This window comes from Lonsdalea quercina subsp. quercina, from assembly GCF_000688695.1.
In the GTDB taxonomy this organism is placed as follows: Bacteria; Pseudomonadota; Gammaproteobacteria; order Enterobacterales; family Enterobacteriaceae; genus Lonsdalea; species Lonsdalea quercina_D.
Window position 1 is genome coordinate 1 of sequence record NZ_JIBQ01000003.1, and the last position, 26,677, is coordinate 26,677.

Below are 26,677 nucleotides of genomic sequence, written 5' to 3' on the forward strand. Positions count from 1 at the left end.
AATCAATGCAGGCATAAACTAGAGATCTTTGTCTTTCTGACCTTGGCCCAAAATCAATGCAGGCATAAACTAGAGATCTTTGTCTTTCTGACCTTGGCCCAAAATCAATGCAGGCATAAACTAGAGATCTTTGTCTTTCTGAAGACTTCGAATGAATTCAGCCGGAGTCATGTCATTTAATGACGAATGCGTTCTCTCATGATTATATTCCCTGCGCCAGTTGTCGAGTTTGTCCTGTGCATCGTCCAGTGACAGAAACCAGTGAATGTTCAGGCATTCGTCCCGCAGACTACCGTTAAATGATTCGATAAACGGGTTATCTGTCGGTTTTCCGGGGCGGGAGAAGTCTAGGGTAACACCCTGATCGTACGCCCATTTATCCAGGTTTTTCGAAATAAACTCGCTGCCGTTATCCGTCTGAATACGTACCGGTAGGCGCTTATCCAGCACCCGCAGCGCCTCCATTACGCCGACCACATCTTCACCTTTCAGTGATTTCCCAGCATAGATCGCCAGGCACTCCCGACTAAAATTATCCACTACAGTCAGCATCCGGAAACGCCGCCCGTTAAACAGACTATCCGACACGAAATCCATACTCCAGCACTGATCGACGTGCGTCAGGGCCGGACGCTGTTGGCGACGTGCTGCACTGACATGCCTGCGAGGACGTTTTCTGCGCAGATTGAGACCTTCCAGGCAATAAATACGATGTGTTTTCTTATGGTTAACCCGCCAGCCCTCGCGTTGTAACTGGATATGAATACGTGGACAGCCATACCGTATCCGGGTTTCCGCTATCTCTCGGATGCGTTGGGTGATCGCCCGATCATCACGCCGGCTCTGCCAGTGGTAGACAGTTCTGCTCTGCATCAGCAGGCCGCATCCGCGGCGGACACTGATACGATAAGCTTCAAGCAGGAAATGCACCGCCTGGCGCTTCTGAGCCGGCCTCAGAACTTTCGCTTCAATACCTCCTGAAGCATCTCCTTGTCCAGGCTCAGATCTGCCACCAGCTTCTTCAGCCGCTGATTTTCATCCTCCAACTGCCGCAGACGTCGTAGTTCCGTCACGCCCAGCCCGCCGAATTTCTTCTTCCAATTGTAAAAAGTGGCCTCAGAAATCCCCATCTTTCTGCAGACTTCCCCGACGCGGGTGCCGGTTTCGGCTTGTTTCAGCGCAAACGCAATCTGTTCTTCGGTATAACGGGTCTTTTTCATGGCAATGAGCCTCTCTGGGTAATGGAAGAAAGACCGGATACTTCAGTTTAGACTGGCACTGTTTTCAGGGGGAAGGTCAGTTACCATAATCTCATTAATTAAGTGAGTATACTTTAGAACCCCACTAAGACATCAGTTATTTTCGATGCTCTAAGTAGTCAGAACGATTGTACGCACGCCTCATTTCCTTTCTATCACTATGGGCCAACGCGGCTTAAATTACATCAGGATTAAAACCCTTTTCATTCATAGCGGTACTGGCTATAGAACGCAAACCATGTGCAACAAGCTTCCCACCATAACCAATTCTCTTCAGCGCAGCGTTAGCCGTCTGGCTATTCATTGGCTGCTTTGGGTTATTCCTACTCAGAAAAACGTTCTCTCGATGAGCATTAATAGGCTTCATCACTTCGAGAATCTCTAATGCCTGAGTTGAGATAGGAACTATATGCTTTCGTTTAGCCTTCATCCTTTCGGCTGGAATAGTCCAGAGCTTTGCATAGAGATCGATCTCTGCTCATCGTGCTCAAGAAGCCTCTGAAGGGCGAACGAGGGTTAGGAGCTGCCATTCAATAAGGCAACGAGTCGGAACGGATAGGTTTTACACGATCAAAAAACGCATCAATTTGGGCAATTCTTCTGGTCAAAGCGTTGGCATGTTTTGCTTTTTAGGCTTTTCAAAAGTGATACTGACACCAAAAGCAGGATTAGCATCTATCAAACCGATGTTGACCGCATAAATCATGATCTCGTTGATGCGCTGAACTAGTCGGCGGACAGTTTCTAAAGCACCTCGCGCCTTGATGGGTTCCAAAGCTTCAATGAGTATTCTGGCTTTCAGCGCTTGAACAGGTATTTCGCCAATAGCGGGGAAAATATCCTTCTCCAAGGATCTCCAAATATCTTTCGCATAATCCTCTGTAACGCTTTTGCTTTTGAGCTTGAACCAATTTACGGCCACTACCGAGAAAATGCTATCAAGCTAAATTCGGCGTTGCTCGTTACTTCCTCTTGTTGCTTCTGTGGATCAATCCCTTGTGCAAGCAGCGACAAATACTGGTCACGCATTTGCCTTGCTACAGCCAGCGTTAGAGCAGGATAAGAGCCAAGACTGAGGTTTGTGCTATTGCTACTTGCTGGCCGCTGGTAGCGAAAACGCCACAACTTCTTACCAGATGTTTTGATGAGCAAGAAAAGGCTGTCACCATCATGCAGTGTGAAGTCTTTCTCTTGAGGCTTAGCTTTGCGGATTTCGTTATTGGTGAGGGGGCGTGTCATCCGCACCATGACTGGTTTCCGTCCATAATTGATACACGTTTTTAGTACACATTTCACGTGTATCAATTCGTGTACCGATCATCTCTGGATTCAGGCGGACCATCTCTGAAGGTTACAGACACAAAAAAGCCCGCAAGGCTTGTGCCATGCGGGCTCTTTAGACTTTATCGGATGACTCTGGTAATCATCGATTGAAGATTTTGGTGGAGCTGGGGGGATTTGAACCCCCGTCCGGAATTACTCTACCGTCGGTACTACATGCTTAGTCTAGTCTTTACATTCGCCTGGTAGCTGCGGACAGACACGCTACTAACAAACTAGCCTGATTAGATTTAACGCTTCAACCCCAGGCAAGGCATCCACGCGATCTCTTTTAGGTTTGACCTCTCTTGATCCCCGTCCTAAGAGCGGAGGCTAGGGAGAGAGGGCTATACGCAGGGTATTAAGCTGCTACAGCGTAGTTTTCGTCGTTTGCGACTATTTTTTTGCGGCTTTTTACGAGGCCAACCGCCCCTCGGCATGCACCTTGGGCTTTGCAAATCCCGTCGAATCCAGAATCAGCCCCAAGAAACTTTCGCTAGTATACCAGAACTTACCGCGCTTAAGCCACCGGCTTAGCGGTTTGCGTTCTTCATGATACGGGCTTTGTCTAATTTCCACTCACGTTCTTTGATATCGTCGCGCTTATCGTGATCTCGTTTACCTTTCGCTACGCCGATTTTGACTTTACTCCAGGCATTTTTCCAATACATCGACAGTGCGACAACGGTATAACCCTCGCGGCTGACTCGGCCGATGAGCGATTCTATCTCACGTCTGTTGAGTAACAGTTTGCGCGTGCGAGTGGGGTCGCATACAACGTGTGAAGACGCAACGTTGAGCGGTGTAATGGTGGCGCCAAAGAGAAAGGCTTCGCCGTCTCTTAAGGTCACATAGCTGTCGCTGATATTGGCTTTGCCCGCTCGCAGAGATTTGACTTCCCAACCTTGCAGTTCAAGGCCAGCTTCAAATTCTTCTTCGATGAAATACTCATGGCGAGCACGCTTGTTTTGCGCAATGGTAGCGGAACCAGGTTTGTACGCTTTTTTCTTTTTCATAGTGCCGTCATTATACTTGATGTCTAAGGGAATGAAATCCCCGCCAAAGTGTAGAGTGACATTGTGTTCTGCCTTGGGGCAACTTTCCCGGCGTTTTTATCTGAAGACCGAAAATGCTATTATTTTGCGCATTTTGTTACTCTTGGAAAATGGTATGCCCAAAATCAATCGCTCTGCGTTAGTCCCCTACAGTGCCGAGCAAATGTTTAAACTCGTTAACGATGTTCCTTCTTACCCTGCCTTTTTACCGGGATGTACAGGAAGCCGAGTTTTATCCACCTCTTCGGAGGAAATGACTGCGGCGGTTGATGTTTCCAAAGCTGGCATTAGTAAAACCTTTACAACTCGAAATACGCTGACAGATAACCAGTCTATATCAATGCAGCTGGTTGACGGCCCGTTTCGGCAATTAAAGGGCGATTGGCGGTTTACCCCGCTGAGTGAAGAGGCCTGTAAAGTTGAGCTCGACCTGGATTTTGAGTTTAAAAATGCGCTGATTGAACTGGCCTTCGGCAAAGTGTTTAAAGAGTTAGCGAATAATATGGTTCAGGCTTTCACTGAACGAGCCAAAGAGGTTTACAGTGCCTGAGATGCGGGTTGAGGTGGTTTACGCGCTGCCGGAGCGCCAGTTTCTTTGTTCGCTGGAGCTCCATGAGGGCAGTACAGTAGAGCAGGCAATCAAAGCGTCGGGTTTGCTGACATTGCGTCCCGAGATAGATCTCAATATCAATAAGATTGGTATTTTTAGCCGCCCGGCCAAACTGGATGAAACGCTGCAGGAAGGCGATCGCGTTGAAATCTATCGTCCCTTGATTGCCGATCCCAAAGAGTTGCGCCGACAAAGGGCAGAACACTCAAAAAGTAAACGCTAGACGACGTGGGCCAACGAACTAACGAACCTAAGTCCGTTGCCAGAAAAGTCCCCGTCAAAGGGAAAACAGAAAGGTAGCAGATTCACGAGGCGTAGAATCGAAGAAGCGACAGCCACCAACTTACTTAATCGTTATTCCCGACATCTACTGCGTCACGCACCCGTATGGACATACTGTGCGTATCTCGTTTAATCACGTGCCTGTATCGCACGCTTTCAGAATTCGGTTCGACCTGAAAAGCTTTTCCGTAGAGGAAGGCTTTTCAGGCGTCTTCGGCTTCACCCCAACATTCTTAAGCCTATCCGACAATACTCGCCGATCAGTTCAGTGCTGGCTTATTGTCGATGCTGGTCAGGATGCCCTGACTGTTAAAATTTAGCGTCAGAGTCTGCTGTTTCACTGCTTCATGTCCGGGCTGCTGGCGGAATACGTAGAACCACGTATCGCTACCAAACGGGTCCTGCAACATCGGTGTTCCCAGAGAATAAGCAACCTGTTGTTTTGTCATACCATTATGGATCTTGGCGACGTCAGCCGGAGCTAAGTAGTTCCCCTGATTGATATCCGGGCGATAAACCACCTTCTCCAGTGTGGAGCATCCGGCGGTCAACATAACAGCGACCACCGCGGCGATGACAGTCAGCGTTTTACAGCGCATAGTGAGTTCATTCCTTAAGGGCATAGGTTGCCGATGATAATAGACCTTGCCTGTCTTGAAAACCGGCAAGGCCCATGTAAGACCTCAGGAACCTGAAAAAGTTGAACGTTTTTATGCGGCCAGTAACTCTTTGGCATTCGCCAACGTATTCTTGGTCACGGCGCTACCCCCCAGCAGGCGGGCCAGCTCCTGAAGGCGAGCTCGTTTGCCGAGAGGCTCCATCAGGGTTTCAGTTTCTGCGCCGTCAGTCTGTTTGCTGACGAAGTAATGATGGTGCCCGCAACCGGCGACCTGAGGTAAATGGGTCACGCACATCACCTGCGTGGACTCACCCAGTTGGCGCAGCATTTTGCCTACGATCGCAGCGGTCGGGCCGCTAATCCCCACATCTACCTCATCAAAAATGAGTGCCGGCGTATCCATTTTCTGTGCGGTGATGACTTGCAGAATCAATGCGATGCGCGACAGCTCCCCGCCTGATGCGACCTTGGCCAATTGTTGGTGTGGCTGTCCTGGGTTGGTTGTGACGCGAAACTCGATTTGGTCGGCCCCCGTCATGTTGAGATGCTCGGTCGCAAAGGTGACGTGAATGGAGAAATGGCCGTGTGGCATTGCCAGTTCGCGCATGTTCTCTGTAATCAACTGGGAGAGCGCCTCCGCATGCTGGCAGCGACGAGTATGCAGCTGTTCAGCGGCATGCAACGCCTGCTGGTGATATTCGTGTACAGCCTGACTCAAGGTTTCATGATCGCTTTCCTGCTGGTCCAACAGCTGCTGCTCGTTCAGCAGTTGCTGATAAAACGTGGGTAGCTCTTCCGGCGGGACATGGTGTTTACGAGACAACGACAGCTGGCGGGATAGCCGCTGCTCCAGTTCATACAGGCGGACAGGATCAAGCTCCATGCGGTCGCTGTAATGACGCAACTCGTCGCTGGCTTCGCTGATCTGAATGTGGGCTTCGTCGAGTAAAGACAAAATGCCAGACAGTGATTCGTCCAGCCCAACCAGTTCGGTCAGCGTCTGACGAGCGCTGTGTAACATACCGAGCAGGTTTTGCTCTTCCCCTTCGCTGAGGATATGCAAGGTCTGTTGGCTCAGAGACTGCAACTGCCCGCTGTTGGCCAGACGTTTGTACTCGGCGTCGATCTGTTCGTATTCGCCGGCCTGGGGCGTAAATTCGTTCAGTTCTTTTAACTGGTACTGCAGCAGCTCGCGTCGGGCTTCTCGCTCAATCGCGGCCTGCTGGTGCTGAGCGAGCTCCCGGCAGCTATGGTGCCACTGACGGCAAGATTCTCGCATCGCAGACAGTAGCTGCGGTTCGTCCGCATAAGCGTCCAGCAGATACCGCTGATGTTCGGGTTTCAGCAGCAGCTGATGGGCGTGCTGACCGTGCAGTTGAATTAAGTGCTGACCCAATTCACGAAGTTGGGAAAGCGGCACGGCAGTTCCGTTGATGAACCCGCGAGATCGCCCATCAGCTCCGACTACCCGGCGGAGAAGACATTCGTTGCTGTCATCNAACTGGTTGTGTTCCAGCCACTCAAGTGCGGCTGGCGTATCAGCCAAAGAAAACCGTGCGCAGATGTCTGCGCGCGCCGCGCCGGGACGAACCATGCTGGCGTCGGCGCGATTCCCGAGGCAAAGGCCCAAGGCATCAATCGCGATGGATTTGCCCGCCCCGGTCTCTCCGGTAATGACGCTCATACCTGTCTGAAAATCAATCTCCAGTTCGCGCACGATAGCGAAGTTACTGATAGTGAGTTGAGCCAGCATGATGTTTTTCCTGTATGTAAAAACAAGTGTTAATGCATACAGTATAAACTGGTTTTTTATACAGTAAAGTAGTTAGGTTGACTTATTAAAATAATTTTTTCGACCAACCTAATTTACTGCTCAACGTATTGAAGTAATTGTAATTTTCAGGGTGGATAAGATTAAGATGGTGAGGACTGCGGCGAATTAAGACCTCTTCGCCTTCCTGAATAGGAAGCGCGATCTGGCTATCGCAACTGATCTCTAAGTCATTGGTAATCTGTGAGAATTTAAGTCTTATGGTGCTGTCGTTGCTGATGACGAGCGGCCGAGCGGACAGCGTATGAGGGAACATTGGCACCAGCGCGATAGCGTCCAGCGATGGGCTCAGGATCGGGCCGCCGCCGGAAAGGGAATAGGCGGTGGAGCCGGTGGGCGTTGAGATAATCAAGCCGTCCGAACGCTGTGAAAAGGCAAAACTGTCGTCGATGTAGACTTCAAACTCGATCATGTGGGCGACTTTGCCGGGATGAAGGACGACTTCGTTGATGGCGCTGCTGCTGCTGTTCATGTGGTTGGCCCGGCACACCTGAGCCTCCAGCATAAACCGACTTTCGCGAATATAGCGCCCGGCGAGGACGTCGCTCAGCTGTTGCTGGGCATGATCCGGGTCGAGATCGGTTAAAAAGCCGAGATTTCCTCGGTTGACGCCGATCACGCTGATGTCGTAGCGGGACAGCACCCGCGCGGCACCGAGCATGTTGCCGTCCCCGCCGACCACGACGGCGAGGTCGGCCTGCTGTCCAACTTCCGCCAGACTGCCGGTGACGGCCTCGGTGAGGTTCAGTTCCTGGGCTATTTGTTGCTCGAGGATAACGGAATATCCTTTACCGGTTAGCCACTTATAGAGCATTTCGTGTGTGGCCAGGGCGGAAGGATGCCGTGGATGACCGACAATACCGATGCAGTTAAATGTTTTATTCATTGGGCGGTTAATCCTTACGGGAAGAGGGCGTTCCGCGTTTTCAGCCGAGCAATATGTCAGGGTTCCCTTGAAACCCCCGTTTTGATCCCCATAATAAGCGAACAAGCGAGATGAATGCCAAAACCGCGGAGTATTTCATGAGTAGTAAAGAACAGAAGTCGCCGGACGAACAGGTTCAGGATCAAAAGAAAGCAGCAGACGCCTCTGTTGAGACGCCAGAAGCGGCTGATCCCCGAGATGAACGAATTGCCGAACTGGAAGCGCAACTAAGCGAATTACAGCAACGTGAGCGTGAAAGCGTGCTGCGTTCTCGCGCCGAGAGCGAGAATATTCGCCGCCGTGCGGAGCTGGACGTTGAAAAAGCGCACAAGTTTGCGCTGGAAAAATTTGCCGGTGAGATGTTGCCAGTGATCGACAATCTGGAACGTGCGCTGGAAACAGCAGACAAGTCCAACGATGCGCTGACAGCCATGATCGAAGGGGTCGAACTGACGCTGAAATCCCTGCTGTCTGTCGTGCGCAAGTTCGGCATCGAAGTGGTGGCGGATGTGAATGTCCCGTTCAACCCGGAAATTCATCAGGCGATGACAATGATGGAATCTGCCGATCACGAGCCTAATCAAGTGATGTTGGTCATGCAGAAAGGTTACACCCTGAACGGCCGTCTGCTGCGCCCGGCGATGGTTGCGGTATCAAAAGCTAAAGAGTAATTCTTCTGGCTTTGCTTCGGAGCAGGGGGATGTCTACCTGCTCCGAAGAGCACCTGCTTTTCCTCTTCCCCCTTTTTCTCTCCTCCAGCGTATTGCCTCGATGACATTTCCCGTCTGATTTATGCCAAACCGGTTTTTTTTCAGGCTGAAAGCATCACGTTGTTTATATTTTGTTAATATTAGTTTTCTGAAACGCATAGGGTTTTGTGTCGAAATAGATCATCATCTCTGCCTATCAGAATAATCATTTCTACCGATCTAAATGCACTTGATAATCATTCTCATATCTGTGAGAGTATAATTTCAGTATGTTTAGAAGGGTCAATTTTATGCCGGAGAGCCGCGTTATCACATCTGTCAGCCGTACATCTAGGAAGATCAAACTTTCCCTGATGGGGCCTGCGTTTATCGCGGCGATCGGCTATATCGATCCTGGTAACTTCGCGACCAATATTCAGGCCGGGGCATCTTACGGCTATCAGCTGCTGTGGGTGGTCGTATGGGCCAATCTCATGGCGATGCTGATTCAGCTGCTTTCAGCGAAGTTGGGGATTGCGACCGGTAAAAACCTCGCCGAGCATATTCGCGATCGCTTTCCGCGTCCTGCCGTTTGGGCCTATTGGGTTCAGGCGGAAATTATCGCTATGGCGACCGACCTGGCTGAGTTCATCGGCGCCGCTATCGGCTTCAAACTGCTGTTGGGCGTCTCTCTGCTGGAGGGCGCGGTGCTGACCGGTATCGCTACGTTCCTGATACTGATGTTGCAACAGCGCGGGCAAAAGCCGCTTGAGATGGTGATAGGCGGTCTGCTGCTGTTTGTCGCTGCCGCCTATATCGTCGAGCTGATATTTTCTCGTCCTGAGCTGGCGTCGATTGCGCGCGGCATGGCAATCCCGAGTCTTCCGACCTCCGACGCCGTGCTGCTGGCGGCAGGCGTACTGGGTGCGACTATCATGCCGCACGTCATTTATCTGCATTCGTCTCTGACGCAGCATAAGGGAGACAACACCCGCAGCGACCGCTATGCTTCGACGAAGTTTGATGTGGCCGTGGCCATGACCATCGCTGGATTCGTCAACCTCGCTATGATGGCGACAGCCGCAGCGGCGTTCCACTTTAGCGGCAACACCCACGTTGCGGATCTGGATCAGGCGTATTTAACGCTTAAACCCCTGTTGGGACAGGCAGCCGCGACGATATTCGGTCTCAGTCTGGTCATTGCGGGGCTGTCTTCTACGGTGGTGGGAACTCTGGCGGGGCAGGTCGTTATGCAGGGATTCGTCCGCTTTAGAATACCGCTGTGGCTGCGTAGAGCGGTGACCATGCTGCCATCTTTTATCGTCATCTTGTGCGGGATGGACCCTACGCGGGTGCTCGTCATGAGTCAGGTACTGCTGAGCTTCGGCATTGCGCTGGCGCTGGTTCCTTTGCTGTTATTCACCAACGATCGCGAACTCATGGGCGATTTGGTCAACAGCCGGTGGGTGAAATTGATTGGCTGGATCATCGTCGCCGTGGTGGTGACATTGAACCTCTATCTGTTGATAGGCAGCCTGTTTGGTCTTTAGTACAAACCGCGGCGCTTATTGCGCCGCGTCTTTACGAGTATTTATTTCCCTTTTCTCAATTCGGTGACGGGGACGCCGCCGATGCCCCAGTTATCCGTTTCAACCTCCTCAATCACCACGACGGTGGTGCTGGGATTCTTGTTTAAAACGTCCACCAACAATTTTGTCGCGCCTTCGATCAATTGCTTTTTCTGGTCAGCGGTCACGCCTTCCCGTGTCACTTTGATATTGACGTATGGCATAGTTTCCTCCGGTGCAGACCCGAAAATTATCCAGGTAATGGGACTACGAAAACACATTCGAATCATTCATGGAATAAAGTTGTTCCAACTGCTGATACATTTCGATGACGCATCTTCCTGCATCCTGCAGCGCGCGAGAGTTAACCTGCGGACGCGGCAGCACATAGGTATAGAAATTCGGTCCTTCAGCGAGGACTCCCAGCGCCCATAGTGATTTCTGCGCTTCTCCTTTGCTGGAGATTGGATGCTGATTGCGGTCGATATCTATCCCGCCGGGATGATAGCCCTGGTTGATGAAGGGGCGGATAATTCCCTGTGTGATGAGGTTGTGGATAAACGGCGAATCATCATGCAGCGCAGAGAAACTGTCGATCTTGGCTTTGACCAGCACATCGAATTCCGTTCGGCTGTTCGTATCGGCAAACGTGCTGTTAATCTCGAAACACCCCGAGTGGGCGTTGAGCATCAACGTTGACGCAGGTCCCCCCGCAACATTAACCACGCCCGCTTCCATTAGCGCCAGCAGTTCGCGATTACGCACTAACGGCGGCCCCACCGCGATGCGATTAAACACCGGCGCGTAGTGTTCTAACAGACGCTCATGAGATTCGCCCGTCAGCCCGCCGAAATCGATCGCATAGCGCAGAATGTCGCGCACATCTCGAATCACATCGGTGGCCGCTTTGACCGCGCCCTTTATATTGCCTTGCTCCGCAGCGTGGAGATCGTCAATCAGGTGCGTCATAAAGAACGCGGTGTAAGCCTGTAGGGAAGCGAATGACTTGCCCTGATGTGGATAAAACAGTGCGAGGATACGTTGACGATCCGCGGGATCTTCTTGATACGTCGCCGCATCCGGCCAGTGATTATCCAGAGTGCTGCGGTAGACGTAGCACATCTCCTTCACCAGCAGAGGCAGGATCTGTTTTTCAAAATCCAACTTCGACGATCCCGTGTCGGAGAGCGTCTGCTGACGAAGCTTGTCGATGACGGCGAGAGTGATGAACGCGGGATGGTACTGTCCACCGACGCCCTTTTGGTTACGGCCACGACTGCTAAACGGCAGCGCCTGACGGGAGAACAGGGCGATGGCGGGTTCGCGTCCACTGGGCGTGTAGCGCAGTCGGTCCCCCTCTTCTGTGAAAATGCCTCCTCGGCCATAGGTCAGTTGCGACAGCACATCGTAAGCGGTAAGCCCCATACCTTGAATCAGCACACGCGACTGGGGCGGTATTTCGTCCAGCATCGTGGTTGGATAAGGCGTGCTGAAATACTGGAGACGGGGATTTTGCGTGCGGTTGGCGGCCACGAATTGCAGCAGCACGTGATCGTCAATAGACAGCCTATTGTGCCCATGCCCGGTGGTGAGGAAAACAAAATCGGCTGTAACGCTCGTCCCGCCTTCCAGAGCAATCGTGGTTTTCCCGTTGTCCTGGAGGGTCATGTTGGTGGCACGGTACGGACGATGGCGGATCACGAGATCGTGCGGCAGCCCGTGGGTGATTTCGCGGTATCCCCAGGCAAGATATTCGCCCAGCAGACGACGGGGAAGGTAGTCGTTTTCCTGAATTTTAGTGCCATTCTTGTTTCGGTAGCCCTGCGCCCTGGCCCACTCACAAAAATTGAGCCCACGGCGGATGGGGCCGGTATTTTTGACCGACTCATCGCCAAAGAGCGTAATTTGGCTGGCGACGGTGTTGACCAGCAGGTGGTCGGGTTGTTGAGGACTGTGAGCGCCCGTGCCAATTTCATTGGGGTCAACGAGCAGGATTTCCATTCCTTCTGGGTGTGGTGAGTGGTCATAAAGCGTAATCAGCCGTTCAAGAATACTTAATCCTCTTGGACCTACGCCCAATATTGCAATAGTCGTTCGAGCCATAATTCATCTCCTTTGATTGATCGAACATTGACGATTTCCTGTTGTGAAATAACTCATTCCAGAGGCAATAAATAACGCGATGGCACCGCAGACAATGGCGGAGACGACGGCGTGCGGACCGGATTTCAACGCGCTGGTCAGCAAGGGGCCGGCAATTTGCCCGATGCCGTAAGTCAGGGTAACCAGACCAAGCAGATTGATATGTCGTGGAACGCGAATGCGTTTGGCTAACGGCATCACCAGTGACGTGGTGCCCATGAACGTGGCGCCGAACCCGATGCTGCTGAGGATCAACAGTACGGGTGAGTCGCTGACCAAGGTCAGCAGGACGCACGCTCCTTGCAGGAAAAGATTTGCCGTCAGACATTGCAGCGTCCCCCAACGACCCGCGGCCCATAGCCAAATGAAGCAGCCGGGAATGATGCCGAGACCGACCAGCGACCACAGGTGGCTGGCAAGCAGCGGGAATGCCAGTGTTTTGGCGATCAGGGGCAGATAGGTGGCGACGATGATGTAGCCGAAGCCGGCGAGTCCATACAGCAGCGCCAACTGCCACCAGAGAATGGTTTCCTGTTTGACCGGTGTGGGAGCGACGCGGGCTGACGCCGCAGCACGCCGTGGCGTCAGTAGCCAGATTCCCAGCAACAGCAGAGCGGACAGCAGGCCCGCGCCCCACCACAACGTCTCTGCGTCCAGCGCATAGCGCTGACCGGCGACGACATACTCATTCCCCATGATGATCCCCACGCCAACGCCCGCATATAGCGCAGCGATAGCTCCAAAGTCATGCGTGAGGCGCATGATGCTTAATGAGCCGAAAATCATCATGCCTGCGCTGGCGATACCGGCGGTGAAACGAATCAACAGCGTCAGGGTGAAATCATGAGTCAGGGCCATGGCGAACGTCAGCACCGCGGTGGCGATAGCGGCGGCAAACAGCGTCGCGCTGGTGTAAGCGGGGGGAATCAGGCGGCTGAAAGCAAACAGCAGGCTGCCAAACAGATACCCCGCATAGTTGGCGCTGGCAAGGTACGAGAGCTGGTCGAAGGTAAATAGTTTCTCGCTGAGCATGACGGGCAGCATGGGGGTGAAGAGAAAACGGCCGAGTCCCATTCCCAACGCCAAAATCGCCATGCCGAATAGCGCAGCGCTAATGGATGACGACAATTGCAGGGAATATCGCACATGATTCATTTTTCTCTTCCGTAGGTAGCAGGAATGGTGTTAGAGCTATCCTGACGGTTATTAGGATAAATAAAAGTGAATATTTATTAGCTAAATATTCATTTAAAGGGAGCGTACGATAATGAACAGCAATTCACTGCGTTTCTTCAAAGCCGTAGCTGAGACAGGCTCTGTCACAGAAGCGTCAAAGCGTTTGCACTGCGTTTCGTCAAATGTGACTACCCGGCTCAAGCGATTAGAAGCCAGCCTCAATGTCTGTCTGTTCAGGCGTGAGAAAAATCGTCTCCACATCACGCCAGAGGGCGAATATTTGCTGAGGTATGCCAAACAGATTCTGTCGTTGATGGACGAGGCGCAGCGAAATTTGCAGGCCCGGACGCCTTCCGGGCCGCTACGCCTCGGGTCATTGGAAACCACGGCGGCGATCCGCTTACCTTCCCTGTTGTCCTCATTCAGCCTCCAGATGCCGCTGGTCGATCTGAGTCTGGAAACCTATTCAACGTCTCAACTGGTTGAAAAAGTGCTGAACGGTCAATTAGATATCGCCTTTGTCGCTGACCATGGCCCTTTACCGTACGATCTGTTGGGCTGCATTCCCGTCTGGCGGGAGAAATTAGTCCTGGTCACGGCGAAGGATCACGCTGACGTCGTGACCGCCGACGACTTACAGGTCACCAAACCCTTGGCGTTTGCACGAGGCAGCTACTACCGCTCCCGCTTCGAACAGTGGATTAGCCAGCAAAATCTGGCTGGCGCAGGGCTGCAGGAGTTTGGATCTTTTCAGGCCATTCTCGGCTGCGTCGCGTCAGGAATGGGGATTTCTCTCCTCCCTGAGAGCGTGGTCAGGCGCTACGCGCAGAGCTTTGCTGTCCGTGGCCACGCTATCGACCCTGCGATTGGTGAAATCGATACGCTGATGATTTGGCTCAAGAGCCGAGCGTCGGGCAGGGGCTCTTCCGCATTCAGGCAATTTGTGGTCAATAACGGTTCGGTGCATGATGAGTGACTCGGCGTCGTCTGGTCGATATGGCCCGGCGACCCTGCTCATCAGAATATCCTGATGTTGATTGACACGATTTGAGACCGAGGACCTTTCATGACGTCATCGATTACCATCGTTAAAAAGAAACTGCTGTCCGACCAATGGTTTGTGCTGAATAAGTATGTTTATGACCTGAAAAGGAAAAACGGCGGAACCGTTCGGCAGGTTCGCGAGGTTTATGACCGGGGAAATGGGGCAACGATTCTGTTGTACAACCGGGAACGCGGCAACGTGGTTCTGACGCGTCAGTTTCGGTTGCCGACATACCTGAACGGCAATGAGAGCGGCATGCTGCTGGAAGCCTGTGCGGGGATGCTGGACGATCACTCTCCTGAAACCTGTGTACGAAACGAAGCCATAGAAGAGACCGGCTACGTCGTCAGAGACGTCGAAAAATTGTTTGAAGCCTATATGTCGCCGGGGGGCATGACTGAGATCATCCACTTCTTCGCCGCGCAGTACGACGACTCCTTGCGTGAAAACAGCGGAGGCGGGATTGACGATGAGGATATCGAAGTGGTCGAACTGCCTTTTACCGAGGCGGTCGCCATGATGAAAGACGGGCGAATCAAAGACGCCAAGACCATCATGCTCTTACAATACGCCCAGATACAGGGGTGGTTTAGTCAGTCGTAGTGGATTGACTGTCAGGGCGGGGCGGTGAAATTCGCCCCGCAACCTCTCTTTTCCTGTTACAACTGTGCGGCCAGCAGGTCTTCAAGCTTCTGCTGATCGGCGGCGAACAGACGTATCCCTTCCGCCAGTTTCTCTACCGCCATGGCGTCCTGATTGTGCAGCCAGCGGAATTCGGCTTCGGAAAGCGGCGAGGCCTGGTAGAGCCCTTCCGTTGCCGGACTTAGCTTGCGCTCCACCGGCGCGTCGCTGTTTTTCAGCTGCTCCAGCAGATGCGGAGAGAGGGTCAGTCGGTCGCAGCCAGCCAGCGCAAGCACCTGTTCAACCTTGCGGAAGCTGGCGCCCATGATGACGGTCTCATAGCGATGCTGCTTGTAGTAGTCATAGATGCGTTTGACGGACTGTACGCCGGGATCCTGCTCCGCAGAATAGTCCGCGTTAGGCTCCCGAGCCTGATACCAGTCGTAGATGCGGCCGACGAACGGTGAGATCAGATACACGCCTGCTTCCGCACAGGCCCGCGCCTGCGCAAACGAGAACAGCAGCGTCAGGTTGCAGTTAATCCCTTCCTTTTCCAGCGCTTCGGCGGCCTGAATGCCTTCCCAGGTTGCCGCCAGTTTGATCAGAATACGTGAGCGCGGAATGTCCTTGCGTTCATACAGTCCGATCAGCTTGCGGGCCTTGGTGACGCACATACCCCGGTCAAATGACAGGCGCGCGTCCACTTCGGTGGAGATCCGCCCCGGTATGCTTTTCAGCACTTCGGCGCCAATGTTGACGGCCAACTGGTCGCTGGCGTTAATCAGCTGTGTTTCGCGCGATCCGCCCTGCTGGCGGGCATAGTCCAGCGCGTCGGTAAACAGTGACTGATAGGAGGGCAGGCTGGCGGCTTTCAGGATCAGCGAAGGATTGGTCGTGGCATCCTGCGGCGCGAAATGCCGGATTGAGTCGATATCGCCGCTGTCAGCCACCACGACGGTGAACTGTTTAAGGGCATCGAGTTGGTTCATGCATGACTCCTGGGATAAGAAACGGATCGACGAAAACTCAGGGTAGTAATCACATACCCTGCATCAGTGCCGGACAGAATGACATGCGGTTTTTCTGATTACTGTGATGGAGGAAGATAATAAGACAATCGATCGACCCGATCGCAGAGACGCGATCGGGGGAGAAGGGCGGTTAGCGGGGCTGTCGTTGCAGCCACTGATCCAGTTGATTGGCGAACTGCTGGCGGTCGCGCTGGCTCAATGCGTTGGGGCCGCCGGTCTGAATGCCGCTGGAACGCAGGGTATCCATGAAATCGCGCAGTGTGAGTCGCTCGCGGATGGTGTCCGGTGTGTAGCGTTCCCCGCGAGGGTTTAGCGCCTCGCCCTGTTTTTCCAGCACTTCGGAGGCCAGTGGGATATCGCTGGTGATCACCAAATCGCCGGGCGTGACGCGGCGGACGATTTCGTTATCCGCCACGTCGAAGCCTGCCGCGACGCGCAGCGTGCGCAGATAGGGGGAGGTTGGCACTTTCAGCGGTTGATTCGCGACGAAGGTGACGGTGGTCGCCGTGCGTTCTGCCGCACGATACAGGACTTCCTTGATCACGACCGGACACGCGTCGGCATCGACCCAGATAACGGCCATCAGCGATCCTCCTCGTTCTCTTTGGGCGCCAGCCAGTCGCGCGGCGGCAGAAAGTCCCGATACAGCGCGGCTTCCGGGCTGTCCGACGCCGGGGCGTACTGATATTCCCAGCGAACCAACGGCGGCATCGACATCAGAATGGATTCTGTCCGCCCGCCGCTCTGCAGGCCGAACAGCGTGCCGCGGTCCCACACCAGGTTGAACTCCACATAGCGCCCGCGGCGATAAAGCTGGAATTCGCGCTCCCGTTCGCCCCAGGGCAGATCTTTACGGCGTTGCACAATCGGCAAGTAAGCCTCTGCAAACCCTCTGCCGACGGCCTGCATAAATGCGAAGCTGGTGGCGAAATCCGGCGTATTCAGGTCGTCGAAGAACAGGCCGCCAATGCCCCGTGCTTCGTTGCGATGTTTCAGGAAGAAGTACTCGTCGCACCAAGCTTTGTAGCGCGGGTAGATGTCTTCGCCGAAGGGCTGACAGAGGTCGTGCGCCGTTTGATGCCAATGAACCGCATCTTCTTCAAAGCCGTAGAACGGCGTCAGGTCGAAGCCGCCGCCGAACCACCACACCGGCGTTTCGCCCTCTTTTTCGGCAATAAAGAAGCGCACGTTGGCATGGCTGGTAGGCACATACGGATTGAGCGGATGGATGACCAGCGAGACGCCCATGGCCTGAAAACTGCGTCCGGCCAGCTCCGGCCGATGAACGCTGGCGGAAGGCGGCAGAGACGCGCCTGAAACGTGGGAAAAGTTGACCCCGGCTTGCTCAAAGACCTGCCCCTGGCGCAGGACCCGACTTCGTCCGCCGCCGCCGGTTGCGTATTCCCAGGCGTCTTCCCTGAAGGTTTCGGCACCGTCCATCTGTTCCAGCTGTTGGCAGAGGGTGTCCTGCAACGAGAGCAGAAAACGTTTAATCGCGTCGATATCGGGAGAACTCATCGTGATCCTTTTGGCATCTGTGGCAAAGCCGTCAGTATAACGAGATTTCCGCGTCGATAAATGCCGTCGTGGCGATGAGGCGGCGACGGCAATTTACGGTTGCGTCTGACGGGAATCACGCGATAATCAGAACTTACCTCATTTACTTACCGATAATGGGTCGTTACCGATGGACATCCGCATATTCAGGCAAGATGACTTTGAAGAAGTGATCACTCTTTGGGATCGTTGTGACCTCCTGCGCCCGTGGAACGATCCGGAAATGGATATCGAACGTAAGATGAATCATGACCCGGATCTGTTTCTGGTGGCGGAAGTCAGCGGAGAGATCGTCGGCTCGGTGATGGGCGGTTATGATGGTCACCGTGGTTCGGCCTACTATTTGGGCGTTCATCCCGACTTTCGCGGGCGCGGTATCGCCAATGCGCTGGTCAGCCGGCTGGAGAAGAAACTGATTGCGCGCGGCTGTCCGAAAATCAACCTAATGGTGCGCGAAGATAACGATGCGGTGATCGGCATGTACGAGAAACTGGATTATCAGACCGCAGACTGCATCACGCTGGGCAAGCGCCTGATAGAAGATCAGGAGTATTAACCGCGGGATGATGTGCTGGCGCGGCATGCTATCCCCCACAAATTCGGTCTGACGGCGGTATTCCCCCGCAACGATTTTTACGGCACTTTCTGCTCACAGAAGACTCCAATAGCCATCTGCATGCAGGCAGGTGCCGTTTTTTGTTAAGGAGTTGGTTGTGATAACTGTTCGACCGCTATATTTGGCTCTTCCGCTGCTGCTGACCGGCTGCGGCACGCTTTCCCATTTTTCCTTGTCCAGCCTGTCGCCAATGAACTGGTTCGGTTCTTCGTTGACGGTCTCAGAGACGGGCGTCGGCGGTATCACCGCGGGAACGTCGATGTCTGAAGCCGAGCTTGATCGCGCCTTGGACGGAAATTACCGGCTGCGCGGCGGAATGGCGACGCATAACGGTAAGCTGGTGGCGTTCTATGAAGCGCTGAAGGACGACCAGGTGAAAGTGACGATCAACGGTGAGCCGAAGCGTCACGTCAGTCAGGTGGATGTCATGGACGCGTCGGCCGCCAGCGTCTGGGGCGTTAAAATCGGTGACGAATTCAGCTCGCTTTACAGCAAGGCGTTTGAGGCTTGCCAGCTGGGACAGGGCGACAGCGCTCGCGACGTGGAGTGTGTCGCGCCGCAGAGCAAGCATGTGAGCTATCTGTTCACCGGTAGCTGGAGCGGTCCGGACGGACTCATGCCGCCTGACGATATTCTGCAGCATTGGAAGGTCAGCAAAATCATCTGGCACGCCCAGCCGCGCAGCTGATCCCCGCATCGGGCATGGGCGCTGTCGCCCATGCTGTTTCTCATTTTTCAATCTATTCGCCGGTTATTTCCCGCATTACCTTTCTCTCTTTCTCTCTCAGCCGCGTTGCGGCCTGGGAGACATTTTGCGTTGAAGCAAAGCAAAATGAGTATTGCATCCGGTATCATAAGCGCGCTGGGTATTTTCGGAGCAGGCTCGACGATACAACATACTGAATAATAAGAGGAATGAGAGTGATGACACCAATTCAAAGCGGTATTTTGCTGGAGCATCGCCGTTTTGCCATTTATATGGAAGCCAGAGTTCAGGGAGAATTTGATGCCATCCGGCAGGGATGCAAGAAATTTTGTCAGTCTCTGAATGAGTTACAGCAGCAGTTTCCTGAGGCCGGTCTGGGCGCGACGCTCGCCTTTGGTCACGATGTATGGCGCGAGCTGGATTGTGATGGCAGCGCCGCCGAACTGAAGCCGTTTACGCCGCTCGGGAAAGGGCTGGCGCCGGCGACGCAGCGAGATATGTTGATCCATATCCAGTCGCTGCGTCATGACGTGAACTTCAGTCTGGCTCAGGCGGCGATGGTTGCCTTTGGCAGCGCCATTCACGTCGAAGAAGAAACCCATGGCTTCCGCTGGGTGGAAGACCGGGACCTGAGCGGCTTTGTCGATGGCACCGAAAATCCACAGGGCGAAGATCGCCATCGTGTCGCCATTATCCCCGACGGACAGCCGGGCGCGGGCGGCAGCTACGTTTTTGTACAGCGCTGGGAGCATAACCTGCGTCAGCTTCAGCGTATGAGTACGGAAAAACAGGAACAGATGATCGGTCGCACCAAGCAGGACAACGAAGAGCTGCCGTCCGACCGCCGTCCTGAGACTTCTCACCTTAGCCGTGTCGATCTCAAAGAAGACGGCAAAGGTCTGAAAATTTTGCGCCAGAGCCTGCCTTACGGCACCGCCAGCGGTAAAAAAGGGCTCTATTTCATGGCTTATTGCTCTCGCTTGCACAATATCGAACAGCAGTTGCTAAGTATGTTCGGCGACCGGGACGGAAAGCGGGACGAGATGTTGCGCTTTACCCGCGCCGTGAGCGGAAGCTACTATTTCGCTCCATCGCTGACGTGGTTACAGGCGTTGTAACGGCCGAAACGAGACGATCCGGACAGAGAAAGGTAGGCAGGGGACGTGAAGACAGACGCGCTTGAACACTGCATCGGTAATACGCCGCTGGTGAAATTACAGCGATTGGCTCGCCACACGGATAGCGAGATCTGGGTTAAGCTGGAAGGACAGAACCCGGCGGGGTCGATCAAGGATCGCGCCGCTTACGGCATGATCTGTCAGGCGGAGCAGCGGGGGACAATCACCCCCGGCGACACGCTGATCGAAGCGACCAGCGGCAACACTGGGATCGCGTTGGCGATGGTCGCGGCGTTGAAGGGATACCGCCTGCGGCTGCTGATGCCGGAAAACATGAGTCTGGAGCGTCAGGCCGCCATGCGTGCCTACGGCGCGGAACTGCGGCTGGTGAGCGCGGAAGAAGGAATGGAAGGCGCGCGCGACATGGCGCGCCGCATGGCGCAAGCGGGCGAGGGTTACGTGCTTGACCAGTTCAACAACCCGGACAATGCGCACGCCCATTTCGTCGGCACCGGCCCGGAAATCTGGCGTCAAACGGCGGGTCGTCTGACCCACTTCGTATCCTGTATGGGCACCACCGGCACGATCACCGGCGTTAGCCGTTATCTGAAAAGTCAGCGTGACGCTATCTGCACCGTCGGACTGCAACCGCAGGCCGGCAGTCAGATCCCGGGGATTCGACGTTGGTCGCCCGGCTATATGCCGGGGATTTACGAGCCGACGCTGGTCGACCGCGTTCTGGACGTTTCTCAGGAGGAGGCCGAGTCCACCACGCGCTTGCTGGCGCAGCAGGAAGGTCTGTTGTGCGGCGTAAGTTCAGGCGGTGCAGTGGCAGGCGCCCTGAAGATCGCCGCCGCTGAGCCGGGAAGCCATATCGTCGCGATTGTGTGCGACCGCGGCGATCGTTATCTCTCGACCGGCGTCTTTAACTGACCGCCGTTTCACCTTCGGCTATTCCCTTTCCAACGCGTAGATAGGCTGCATGTTGGCGGCGCGTCGGGCGGGAAAGAAGCCGAAAATCACGCCAATCAGGCTGGAGCAGACGAANGCAGCGACGATCGATGCGGGCGAATACACGAGAGAGAAGCTGCTGACCAGCAGGCCGAATACCCAGCCGCCCAGCATCGAGACCGCGACGCCCAACAGCCCGCCACACAGGCAGACCAGCACCGCTTCAATCAAAAATTGCTGCATAATATCGCTGGTACGCCCCCCCACCGCCATCCGCACGCCGATTTCGCGCGTTCGCTCCGTGACTGAAACCAGCATGATATTCATCACGCCAATCCCGCCGACAATCAGTGAAATCACCGCAATCAGCGACACCAGCAGCGTCAGGGTGGCGCTGGTTTGCTGGATGGTTTGCCGGATGCTGTCGGTATTCATCACGAAGAAGTCTTTATTGCCGTGCTGGCGCGTCAGTACTTCCGTGATGCCCTGCTCCGCCACGCTCAGATCGATATTGTCTTTAACGCGAACCGTGATGCTGCGCAGATAGGACTGTCCGACCAGTCGCCACATCGCGGTCGTGTAAGGGACCCAGACATTCAGGTTTTCGTCACTCCCGAAGCCACTCTGCTGGCGGGTCGCTACGCCAATAATCCGGCAGGGCAGCGTGCCGAGCAGAATGACCTGTCCCAGTGGATCTTCCCCATGAGCGAACAGCTTATCGCGCGTGTTCTGGTCGATAACCACTTCTTGCGCCAGCGTGTCGATACTGCGGGAGGGGAAGGATACCCCTTCCGAGAGGGTATAGCCGCGCACGGTGAAAAACTGTTCGCCGACGCCGTTCACGGTGGAGGAAACCGACACATTGCGATAGCGCAGCGTTACGCTGGAGGAGAGCAGGGGAGTGATGCTGTGGACGTAAGGCTGTTCCGACAGCGGTTTGATGTCGCTGGCCCTCAGCGTTTGGATCGCGCCTGACCGCATATCGCCAAAGTCTTTGCCGGGAAAAATTTCCAGCGTGCTGGTCCCCATCGCGTTGATGCTATCCAGCACCTGCTGCTGAGTGCCTTTCCCCAGCGCCACGACCGACACCACCGACGCGATGCCGATGATGATGCCCAGCATGGTCAGAAAGGTACGCATTCTCTGTGCGTTCATTGCACGCAGCGCCATTTTGAACGCGTTGATAAAGCGGCCACACCACTGGGACATCGTGGGTCTGGCGGACAGAACGGGGCCCTGAGCCACGGTCACAGGCGGGCGAGAGGAAGGGGCAGCCTCGCTTGGCGCGGTGTCATGATGGTGGTCGCCGATGATTTCACCGTCACGGATCTCAATAATGCGCTCCGCCTGCCGAGCTACCTGCATATCGTGTGTGACGATGATGATGGTCTGCCCCTGCCGGTGCAGCTCCTTCAGGATCGCCAGCACTTCATTTCCACTGGTGCTATCGAGCGCGCCGGTGGGTTCGTCCGCCAGAATGACGTTGCCGCCGTTCATCAGGGCGCGGGCAATGCTGACACGCTGCTGCTGACCACCGGAAAGCTGGTTAGGCGAGTAGTTCAGACGTTCTTCCAGCCCCAGTCGGGTCAGTAGCGCGAGCGAGCGTTGCTGGCGTTCATGGCGTGCTTTACCGGCATAAATGGCCGGGATCTCCACGTTGTCTTGTACCGTCAGGTCGCTCAGCAAATGATAACGCTGAAAAATAAAGCCGAAGTGTTCCCGCCTCAGCGCGGCCAGACTGTCGTTATCCAGCGTCAGCGTGGACGTTCCCGCCACGAGGTAGTCGCCCTCACTGGGTTTGTCCAGACAGCCGAGGATGTTCATCAGGGTGGATTTTCCCGAGCCTGACGCCCCGACGATGGCGACCATCTCACCCGATTGGATCGTCAGATTGATGTCTTTCAGGACGTCGACGGTCTTCTCTCCGTTGGCAAAACGGCGAAAGACATGGCGCAGGTGCAACAACGGTGTCGTCATGGCTCAGAACCCCATCGGCGGCCTGCCCGGACGGCTGCCGGTCGTGCCGCCCTGTTGGCTGACAATCACCTGTTCGCCGGCGTTGACGCCGGCGGTGAGCTGGACGAAGACGTTGTCGCTGATGCCTGTCGTCNCCCGTCGTGACTGGATGTCTCCTTTGGCGTCGACCACCTGCACGGATGTCTTTCCGTTGTCGTTATGCAGCGCGGTCATCGGGACAACCAGCGCGTTCTTGACGGTATCCAGCAGGATGTAGACCTGTGCCGTCATCGAGATTCGCAGGGTTTCTTCGGGGTTGTCGACATCGAACAGGCCGTTGTAGTACACCGCGGTGGTGGAGGAAGTCGAGCTGCTACTGCTGCTGGCGCTACTGCTGCCGGTAGCCGTGGTATCGGAACTCAGCGATTCTGGCGCCGGTTCGATGGCGCGTAGCGTAGCCTGATAGCGTTTATCCGGATCGCCGAGAATGGTGAACCAGACCGACATGCCGGGTTTGACCTTGATGACATCCGCCTCAGAGATCTGTGCTTCGATCGTCATGGTCTTCAGGTTCGCCACTTTCGTGATGGTGGGCGTGCTCTGCGCGGCATTCACCGTTTGTCCCTCTTCGACCGGGATGGCGACGATGGTGCCGTCGATAGGAGAGAGGATGCGGGTATAGCCTAAATTGACCTGCGCGGTGCTGACGGCAATCTGAGCCTGGATGATTTGCGCGTCCAGCGCGGCGATCTCGGCCTGTGTCGCGTCTAGCGTCGCCTTGGCGCTGTCATAATCCGCTTGCGCGCCGACGCCTTTCCGCATCAGCATTTCCTGACGCTGCCAACCGATCTGATTATTTTTCAGCACCGCCAGTTTGGCCGCACGCTGTGCCTGCACATTTTTCAGCGCAGCCTGGCTATCTTTGAATGCGTTCTGCTGAGTCAGGTCGTCGATTTCGGCCAGCAACTGGCCTTTGGTGACCTTGTCGCCCAATGATATCGGCAGCGTCTTAATTTGTCCTGAGGCCTGCGCCCCTACGCTGACCAGCTTTTGCGCTTCAATCGTGCCGTCGGCCAGCACGGTTTTTTCCAGATCCCGAATGGCGACAGGGGTAGTAATATAGTTAACTTTGCTTTCTGGACGCAGCAAATAAAGCGAGAGCAGGGCAAGAAGAATAGCGAACAGTATAATTAAAATTAAGCGGACGGGCCGTAAACGGAATTTCATCAAAACTTCAGTGTCCTTAGTAAGGCCGAAGACATAAAGCATAGTAAAGACACCAATTTACTCTATTTATCGAAAGCCCCACGTCATAATTGTCTAAATAGAAAGTAAGTATTCTGTAAATACAGCTGCGTAAGATACTGGCACACTTGAGAATAGGTTTCATACGAACATACGGGAACAAAAGATGAAAATTTTACTGGTAGATGATGATGCCGAGCTGGGAAGTATGCTGTGCGAATACCTGACGGCCGAAGGGTTCAACGCCGAACAGGTGCTGACCGGTCAAGAGGGTGTTGACGGGGCTATGTCCAATCAGTACACCGCCATGATTCTGGACATCATGCTGCCGGACATGAGTGGGATCGATGTGTTGCGTCAGGTCAGGCGGAGTCAGCAGTTGCCGATCATCATGCTGACGGCGAAAGGCGACAACATCGATCGCGTTATCGGCTTGGAAATGGGCGCGGATGATTATGTTCCCAAACCCTGCTACCCCCGGGAGCTGGTGGCGCGACTGCGCGCGGTATTGCGTCGTTACGAAGATAAACCGGAAAAAACCAGTGAGACTGGGACGGTCACGTATGGCGAACTAATGCTTAATACCTCTACCCGCAACAGCGAATGGCGCGGCGAGTCGTTCGATCTCACGGCTTCCGAGTTCAATCTGCTCGAGCTGTTGATGCGCTCACCTGACCGAGTGGTGACGAAAGATGAGCTGTCGGAGAAATGCCTGGGGCGCCGACGCGAAGCGTACGACCGCAGCGTAGACGTTCACATCAGCAATATTCGGCAGAAACTGAGCGCGTTGGAAGGCAGCAAGTTGACCATTGAGACCGTGCGCAGCGTCGGCTACCGGATTCGATAATGATGCAGGGAAGACTTTTCTGGAAGATCCTGGTTGGCCTATGGCTGACGCTGATCGTGATTTCGCAACTGCTGTGGGTGGGTATTTCCTTTTATGGCGATCGCGATGTTCCTCCTGAAATCAGGCTGGGGCGGCACGTCATCTCGTTACAGATGACGCTGGCATCCCAGGCTTTGCAGCGCGGCGGGCTCTCTGCGCTGGATGAGGAGATGTCGAGCTGGCCGGAAAGTGAACGGCACTATCTTACGGTCTCCACGCAGAATACGTCGGATACCGTACAGCCGCAGGATGACGATGGTGAACCTCTGCTGCCTGACGATATGGTTGAAGGCAATAACCTTGCCAGGCCCGTACAGCAGGTCACCGGTCCAGATGACGAACATTATCTGCTGCGATTCGACATCGATAAGCTAAGACAAGAGTTCCGGTTTGGGCCTCCGGCGTTGCAGCGATTTTTGCACATTCCCGGTCCTATCCTGTGGATTGGCGCCATCAGTGGGCTGCTGTTCAGCGCGATGATGGCCTGGAACCTTGCACGGCCGCTTAACCAGCTGCGGGCGGGTTTTGGTCAGGTCGCGCAAGGCAATCTTTCCGTGCGGCTGCCGCCGGCGATGCGTCGACGCCATGATGAGATCAGCGATGTGGCGCGAGATTTCGACTCGATGGTGGAGCGTCTGGACGTGCTGGTCAGTGCGCGGGAGGAACTGCTGCACGATGTTTCTCATGAACTCCGATCGCCGCTGGCACGTCTGCAGTTAGCCATCGGGTTGGCCCGGCAAAACGACAGTCACGTGGAAAGCTGCTTACAGCGCATCGAACGCGAGGCGGAGCGGATGGACAAGATGATAGGCGAGCTGCTGACCTTGTCGCGCACCGATAACGCGGAGATCAACCCGGAGGTTAACGAGGAGTATTTCGACCTGCTGGGGCTGGTAAACGCGGTGGTGAATGATGCCAGGTATGAAGCGCAGGTGCCGGGTGTTGAGATCAATCTCAACGCTGGTGACTACGAGGACTACACCCTTAAGGGCGTATCGGAGCTGATGCGTCGCGCGCTGGATAACATTATCAGAAATGCGCTCCGCTTTTCTGCTATGGGTCAGGAGGTCACCGTGACCTTGAGGAAAAGCGAACGTGAGTGGGTTATCGACGTCGCTGATAACGGTCCCGGAGTCGAAAAGAGTAAACTTTCCAGTATCTTCGACCCGTTTATTCGTATCGATTCTCCCCAATCCGGCAAAGGTTACGGACTGGGGCTGGCCATTGCCCGTAAAGCCGTGTTGGCGCACGGCGGACGTATTGAAGCGATGAATCGGGAACCCAAAGGGTTACTGATTCGCATCAGCCTGCCACGCTGGAAATAGGGGCGTTCTGCCTCTCTTCGCGGCATTTCGCCGCCGGTATGGCCATCGGCCCTCCGCTTGCAGTGGAGGCCGATTCTCCCTTCCATCGCCTCTTTGAAACGCAATACTTTTGCCTTCCGCTGTGCCCATTTATCTCCGTCGTCA

General features: G+C 54.6%; 25 protein-coding genes, 1 other RNA gene and 1 pseudogene. 12 read left to right on the forward strand and 15 right to left on the reverse strand.

Annotated elements, in window-relative coordinates:
- Nucleotides 1–120 precede the first annotated feature (120 nt).
- The 4 genes and pseudogenes from SB13_RS16985 to smpB form a co-directional block, all read right to left on the reverse strand.
- Nucleotides 121–1,220 (reverse strand): IS3 family transposase gene (locus SB13_RS16985; RefSeq protein ID WP_152545921.1). Its coding sequence is split into 2 segments (ribosomal slippage): nucleotides 121–965 and nucleotides 965–1,220, totalling 1,101 coding nucleotides; the frame shifts between segments, so codons are not numbered across the junction.
- A 136-nt stretch (nucleotides 1,221–1,356) separates the two neighbouring features.
- Nucleotides 1,357–2,507, reverse strand: a pseudogene (locus SB13_RS01345) (integrase domain-containing protein).
- Nucleotides 2,508–2,699: 192 nt separating this feature from the next.
- Nucleotides 2,700–3,063, reverse strand: a transfer-messenger RNA (tmRNA) gene (gene ssrA / locus SB13_RS17110).
- 49 nt (nucleotides 3,064–3,112) lie between these two features.
- Entirely contained in the window at nucleotides 3,113–3,595 is a 483-nt protein-coding gene (smpB, locus tag SB13_RS01350; RefSeq protein WP_026738632.1) for an SsrA-binding protein SmpB, read from the reverse strand.
- Nucleotides 3,596–3,749: 154 nt separating this feature from the next.
- Between smpB and SB13_RS01355 the strand changes: the two genes are divergently transcribed.
- A complete protein-coding gene (locus SB13_RS01355; protein ID WP_026738633.1) occupies nucleotides 3,750–4,184 on the forward strand; it encodes a type II toxin-antitoxin system RatA family toxin in 435 nt (144 codons plus the stop codon).
- Nucleotide 4,185: 1 nt separating this feature from the next.
- A complete protein-coding gene (locus tag SB13_RS01360; protein ID WP_394296360.1) occupies nucleotides 4,186–4,467 on the forward strand; it encodes an RnfH family protein in 282 nt (93 codons plus the stop codon).
- A 319-nt stretch (nucleotides 4,468–4,786) separates the two neighbouring features.
- Here SB13_RS01360 and bamE read toward each other — a convergent pair whose 3' ends face one another.
- The 3 genes from bamE to nadK form a co-directional block, all read right to left on the reverse strand.
- Nucleotides 4,787–5,125, reverse strand: a complete 339-nt coding sequence (gene bamE, locus SB13_RS01365) for an outer membrane protein assembly factor BamE (RefSeq protein WP_026738635.1) — start codon at nucleotides 5,123–5,125, stop codon at nucleotides 4,787–4,789.
- Between the two features lie 111 nt (nucleotides 5,126–5,236).
- Nucleotides 5,237–6,898, reverse strand: coding sequence for a DNA repair protein RecN (gene recN / locus SB13_RS01370; RefSeq protein WP_026738636.1), 1,662 nt, complete (start codon nucleotides 6,896–6,898; stop codon nucleotides 5,237–5,239).
- Between the two features lie 85 nt (nucleotides 6,899–6,983).
- Nucleotides 6,984–7,862 (reverse strand): NAD(+) kinase, encoded by an 879-nt coding sequence (gene nadK, locus SB13_RS01375; protein ID WP_026738637.1) that lies wholly within the window; start codon nucleotides 7,860–7,862, stop codon nucleotides 6,984–6,986.
- A 137-nt stretch (nucleotides 7,863–7,999) separates the two neighbouring features.
- Here nadK and grpE point away from each other — a divergent pair, with 137 nt between their 5' ends.
- Both grpE and SB13_RS01385 read left to right on the forward strand, forming a co-directional pair.
- Complete coding sequence (gene grpE, locus SB13_RS01380) at nucleotides 8,000–8,572, forward strand: nucleotide exchange factor GrpE (protein ID WP_026738638.1); 573 nt, start codon at nucleotides 8,000–8,002, stop codon at nucleotides 8,570–8,572.
- 329 nt (nucleotides 8,573–8,901) lie between these two features.
- The gene (locus SB13_RS01385) at nucleotides 8,902–10,140 is read left to right on the forward strand and encodes an Nramp family divalent metal transporter (RefSeq protein ID WP_026738639.1); all 1,239 of its coding nucleotides are present in this window, start codon (nucleotides 8,902–8,904) and stop codon (nucleotides 10,138–10,140) included.
- 41 nt (nucleotides 10,141–10,181) lie between these two features.
- Here SB13_RS01385 and SB13_RS01390 read toward each other — a convergent pair whose 3' ends face one another.
- The 3 genes from SB13_RS01390 to SB13_RS01400 are packed head-to-tail and all read right to left on the reverse strand — an operon-like array spanning nucleotide 10,182 to nucleotide 13,455.
- Nucleotides 10,182–10,382 (reverse strand): tautomerase family protein, encoded by a 201-nt coding sequence (locus SB13_RS01390; protein ID WP_026738640.1) that lies wholly within the window; start codon nucleotides 10,380–10,382, stop codon nucleotides 10,182–10,184.
- Between the two features lie 43 nt (nucleotides 10,383–10,425).
- A complete protein-coding gene (locus tag SB13_RS01395) occupies nucleotides 10,426–12,261 on the reverse strand; it encodes an FAD/NAD(P)-binding protein (protein ID WP_026738641.1) in 1,836 nt (611 codons plus the stop codon).
- Nucleotides 12,262–12,264: 3 nt separating this feature from the next.
- Entirely contained in the window at nucleotides 12,265–13,455 is a 1,191-nt protein-coding gene (locus SB13_RS01400; RefSeq protein WP_051616268.1) for an MFS transporter, read from the reverse strand.
- 112 nt (nucleotides 13,456–13,567) lie between these two features.
- On the opposite strand from SB13_RS01400, the gene SB13_RS01405 reads away from it, so the two are divergent.
- Both SB13_RS01405 and nudK read left to right on the forward strand, forming a co-directional pair.
- Nucleotides 13,568–14,452: a LysR family transcriptional regulator gene (locus SB13_RS01405; protein WP_026738643.1), complete on the forward strand. Its 885-nt coding sequence runs from the start codon at nucleotides 13,568–13,570 to the stop codon at nucleotides 14,450–14,452.
- Between the two features lie 90 nt (nucleotides 14,453–14,542).
- The gene (gene nudK / locus SB13_RS01410) at nucleotides 14,543–15,124 is read left to right on the forward strand and encodes a GDP-mannose pyrophosphatase NudK (RefSeq protein ID WP_026738644.1); all 582 of its coding nucleotides are present in this window, start codon (nucleotides 14,543–14,545) and stop codon (nucleotides 15,122–15,124) included.
- Nucleotides 15,125–15,180: 56 nt separating this feature from the next.
- Here the strand turns inward: nudK and tal are convergent, their stop codons facing one another.
- From tal to hemF, 3 genes are all read right to left on the reverse strand, one after another.
- Nucleotides 15,181–16,131, reverse strand: coding sequence for a transaldolase (gene tal / locus SB13_RS01415; RefSeq protein ID WP_026738645.1), 951 nt, complete (start codon nucleotides 16,129–16,131; stop codon nucleotides 15,181–15,183).
- A gap of 172 nt (nucleotides 16,132–16,303) precedes the next feature.
- A complete protein-coding gene (locus SB13_RS01420; RefSeq protein ID WP_026738646.1) occupies nucleotides 16,304–16,756 on the reverse strand; it encodes a YaiI/YqxD family protein in 453 nt (150 codons plus the stop codon).
- Nucleotides 16,756–17,691: an oxygen-dependent coproporphyrinogen oxidase gene (hemF, locus tag SB13_RS01425; RefSeq protein WP_026738647.1), complete on the reverse strand. Its 936-nt coding sequence runs from the start codon at nucleotides 17,689–17,691 to the stop codon at nucleotides 16,756–16,758. Before hemF ends, SB13_RS01420 begins: the two co-directional genes overlap by 1 nt.
- A gap of 169 nt (nucleotides 17,692–17,860) precedes the next feature.
- Between hemF and SB13_RS01430 the strand changes: the two genes are divergently transcribed.
- The 4 genes from SB13_RS01430 (at nucleotide 17,861) to cysM (ending at nucleotide 21,103) form a co-directional block, all read left to right on the forward strand.
- Complete coding sequence (locus tag SB13_RS01430; protein ID WP_026738648.1) at nucleotides 17,861–18,286, forward strand: GNAT family acetyltransferase; 426 nt, start codon at nucleotides 17,861–17,863, stop codon at nucleotides 18,284–18,286.
- Between the two features lie 157 nt (nucleotides 18,287–18,443).
- On the forward strand, nucleotides 18,444–19,034 hold the full coding sequence (locus SB13_RS01435; protein WP_152545772.1) for an RpoE-regulated lipoprotein: 591 nt from the start codon (nucleotides 18,444–18,446) through the stop codon (nucleotides 19,032–19,034).
- A gap of 236 nt (nucleotides 19,035–19,270) precedes the next feature.
- Complete coding sequence (locus SB13_RS01440; protein ID WP_026738650.1) at nucleotides 19,271–20,170, forward strand: Dyp-type peroxidase; 900 nt, start codon at nucleotides 19,271–19,273, stop codon at nucleotides 20,168–20,170.
- A gap of 45 nt (nucleotides 20,171–20,215) precedes the next feature.
- Nucleotides 20,216–21,103 (forward strand): cysteine synthase CysM, encoded by an 888-nt coding sequence (gene cysM / locus SB13_RS01445; protein WP_026738651.1) that lies wholly within the window; start codon nucleotides 20,216–20,218, stop codon nucleotides 21,101–21,103.
- An 18-nt stretch (nucleotides 21,104–21,121) separates the two neighbouring features.
- Here the strand turns inward: cysM and SB13_RS01450 are convergent, their stop codons facing one another.
- Together SB13_RS01450 and SB13_RS01455 are read right to left on the reverse strand one after the other, a co-directional pair.
- Nucleotides 21,122–23,098, reverse strand: a complete 1,977-nt coding sequence (locus SB13_RS01450; RefSeq protein ID WP_026738652.1) for a MacB family efflux pump subunit — start codon at nucleotides 23,096–23,098, stop codon at nucleotides 21,122–21,124.
- Between the two features lie 3 nt (nucleotides 23,099–23,101).
- Nucleotides 23,102–24,304: an efflux RND transporter periplasmic adaptor subunit gene (locus tag SB13_RS01455; protein WP_026738653.1), complete on the reverse strand. Its 1,203-nt coding sequence runs from the start codon at nucleotides 24,302–24,304 to the stop codon at nucleotides 23,102–23,104.
- Nucleotides 24,305–24,488: 184 nt separating this feature from the next.
- On the opposite strand from SB13_RS01455, the gene SB13_RS01460 reads away from it, so the two are divergent.
- On the forward strand, nucleotides 24,489–25,169 hold the full coding sequence (locus tag SB13_RS01460; RefSeq protein WP_026738654.1) for a response regulator transcription factor: 681 nt from the start codon (nucleotides 24,489–24,491) through the stop codon (nucleotides 25,167–25,169).
- Nucleotides 25,169–26,533, forward strand: a complete 1,365-nt coding sequence (locus tag SB13_RS01465; protein WP_200872283.1) for an ATP-binding protein — start codon at nucleotides 25,169–25,171, stop codon at nucleotides 26,531–26,533. Before SB13_RS01460 ends, SB13_RS01465 begins: the two co-directional genes overlap by 1 nt.
- Nucleotides 26,534–26,677: the final 144 nt, after the last annotated feature.

Coding starts and splice junctions, on each gene's coding strand:
- smpB (WP_026738632.1), bottom strand. CDS start 3,595: ATGAAAAAGAAAAAAGCGTACAAACCTGGTTCCGCTACCATTGCGCAA.
- SB13_RS01355 (WP_026738633.1), top strand. CDS start 3,750: ATGCCCAAAATCAATCGCTCTGCGTTAGTCCCCTACAGTGCCGAGCAA.
- SB13_RS01360 (WP_394296360.1), top strand. CDS start 4,186: ATGCGGGTTGAGGTGGTTTACGCGCTGCCGGAGCGCCAGTTTCTTTGT.
- bamE (WP_026738635.1), bottom strand. CDS start 5,125: ATGCGCTGTAAAACGCTGACTGTCATCGCCGCGGTGGTCGCTGTTATG.
- nadK (WP_026738637.1), bottom strand. CDS start 7,862: ATGAATAAAACATTTAACTGCATCGGTATTGTCGGTCATCCACGGCAT.
- grpE (WP_026738638.1), top strand. CDS start 8,000: ATGAGTAGTAAAGAACAGAAGTCGCCGGACGAACAGGTTCAGGATCAA.
- SB13_RS01385 (WP_026738639.1), top strand. CDS start 8,902: ATGCCGGAGAGCCGCGTTATCACATCTGTCAGCCGTACATCTAGGAAG.
- SB13_RS01390 (WP_026738640.1), bottom strand. CDS start 10,382: ATGCCATACGTCAATATCAAAGTGACACGGGAAGGCGTGACCGCTGAC.
- SB13_RS01395 (WP_026738641.1), bottom strand. CDS start 12,261: ATGGCTCGAACGACTATTGCAATATTGGGCGTAGGTCCAAGAGGATTA.
- SB13_RS01400 (WP_051616268.1), bottom strand. CDS start 13,455: ATGAATCATGTGCGATATTCCCTGCAATTGTCGTCATCCATTAGCGCT.
- SB13_RS01405 (WP_026738643.1), top strand. CDS start 13,568: ATGAACAGCAATTCACTGCGTTTCTTCAAAGCCGTAGCTGAGACAGGC.
- nudK (WP_026738644.1), top strand. CDS start 14,543: ATGACGTCATCGATTACCATCGTTAAAAAGAAACTGCTGTCCGACCAA.
- tal (WP_026738645.1), bottom strand. CDS start 16,131: ATGAACCAACTCGATGCCCTTAAACAGTTCACCGTCGTGGTGGCTGAC.
- SB13_RS01420 (WP_026738646.1), bottom strand. CDS start 16,756: ATGGCCGTTATCTGGGTCGATGCCGACGCGTGTCCGGTCGTGATCAAG.
- hemF (WP_026738647.1), bottom strand. CDS start 17,691: ATGAGTTCTCCCGATATCGACGCGATTAAACGTTTTCTGCTCTCGTTG.
- SB13_RS01430 (WP_026738648.1), top strand. CDS start 17,861: ATGGACATCCGCATATTCAGGCAAGATGACTTTGAAGAAGTGATCACT.
- SB13_RS01440 (WP_026738650.1), top strand. CDS start 19,271: ATGACACCAATTCAAAGCGGTATTTTGCTGGAGCATCGCCGTTTTGCC.
- SB13_RS01460 (WP_026738654.1), top strand. CDS start 24,489: ATGAAAATTTTACTGGTAGATGATGATGCCGAGCTGGGAAGTATGCTG.
- SB13_RS01465 (WP_200872283.1), top strand. CDS start 25,169: ATGATGCAGGGAAGACTTTTCTGGAAGATCCTGGTTGGCCTATGGCTG.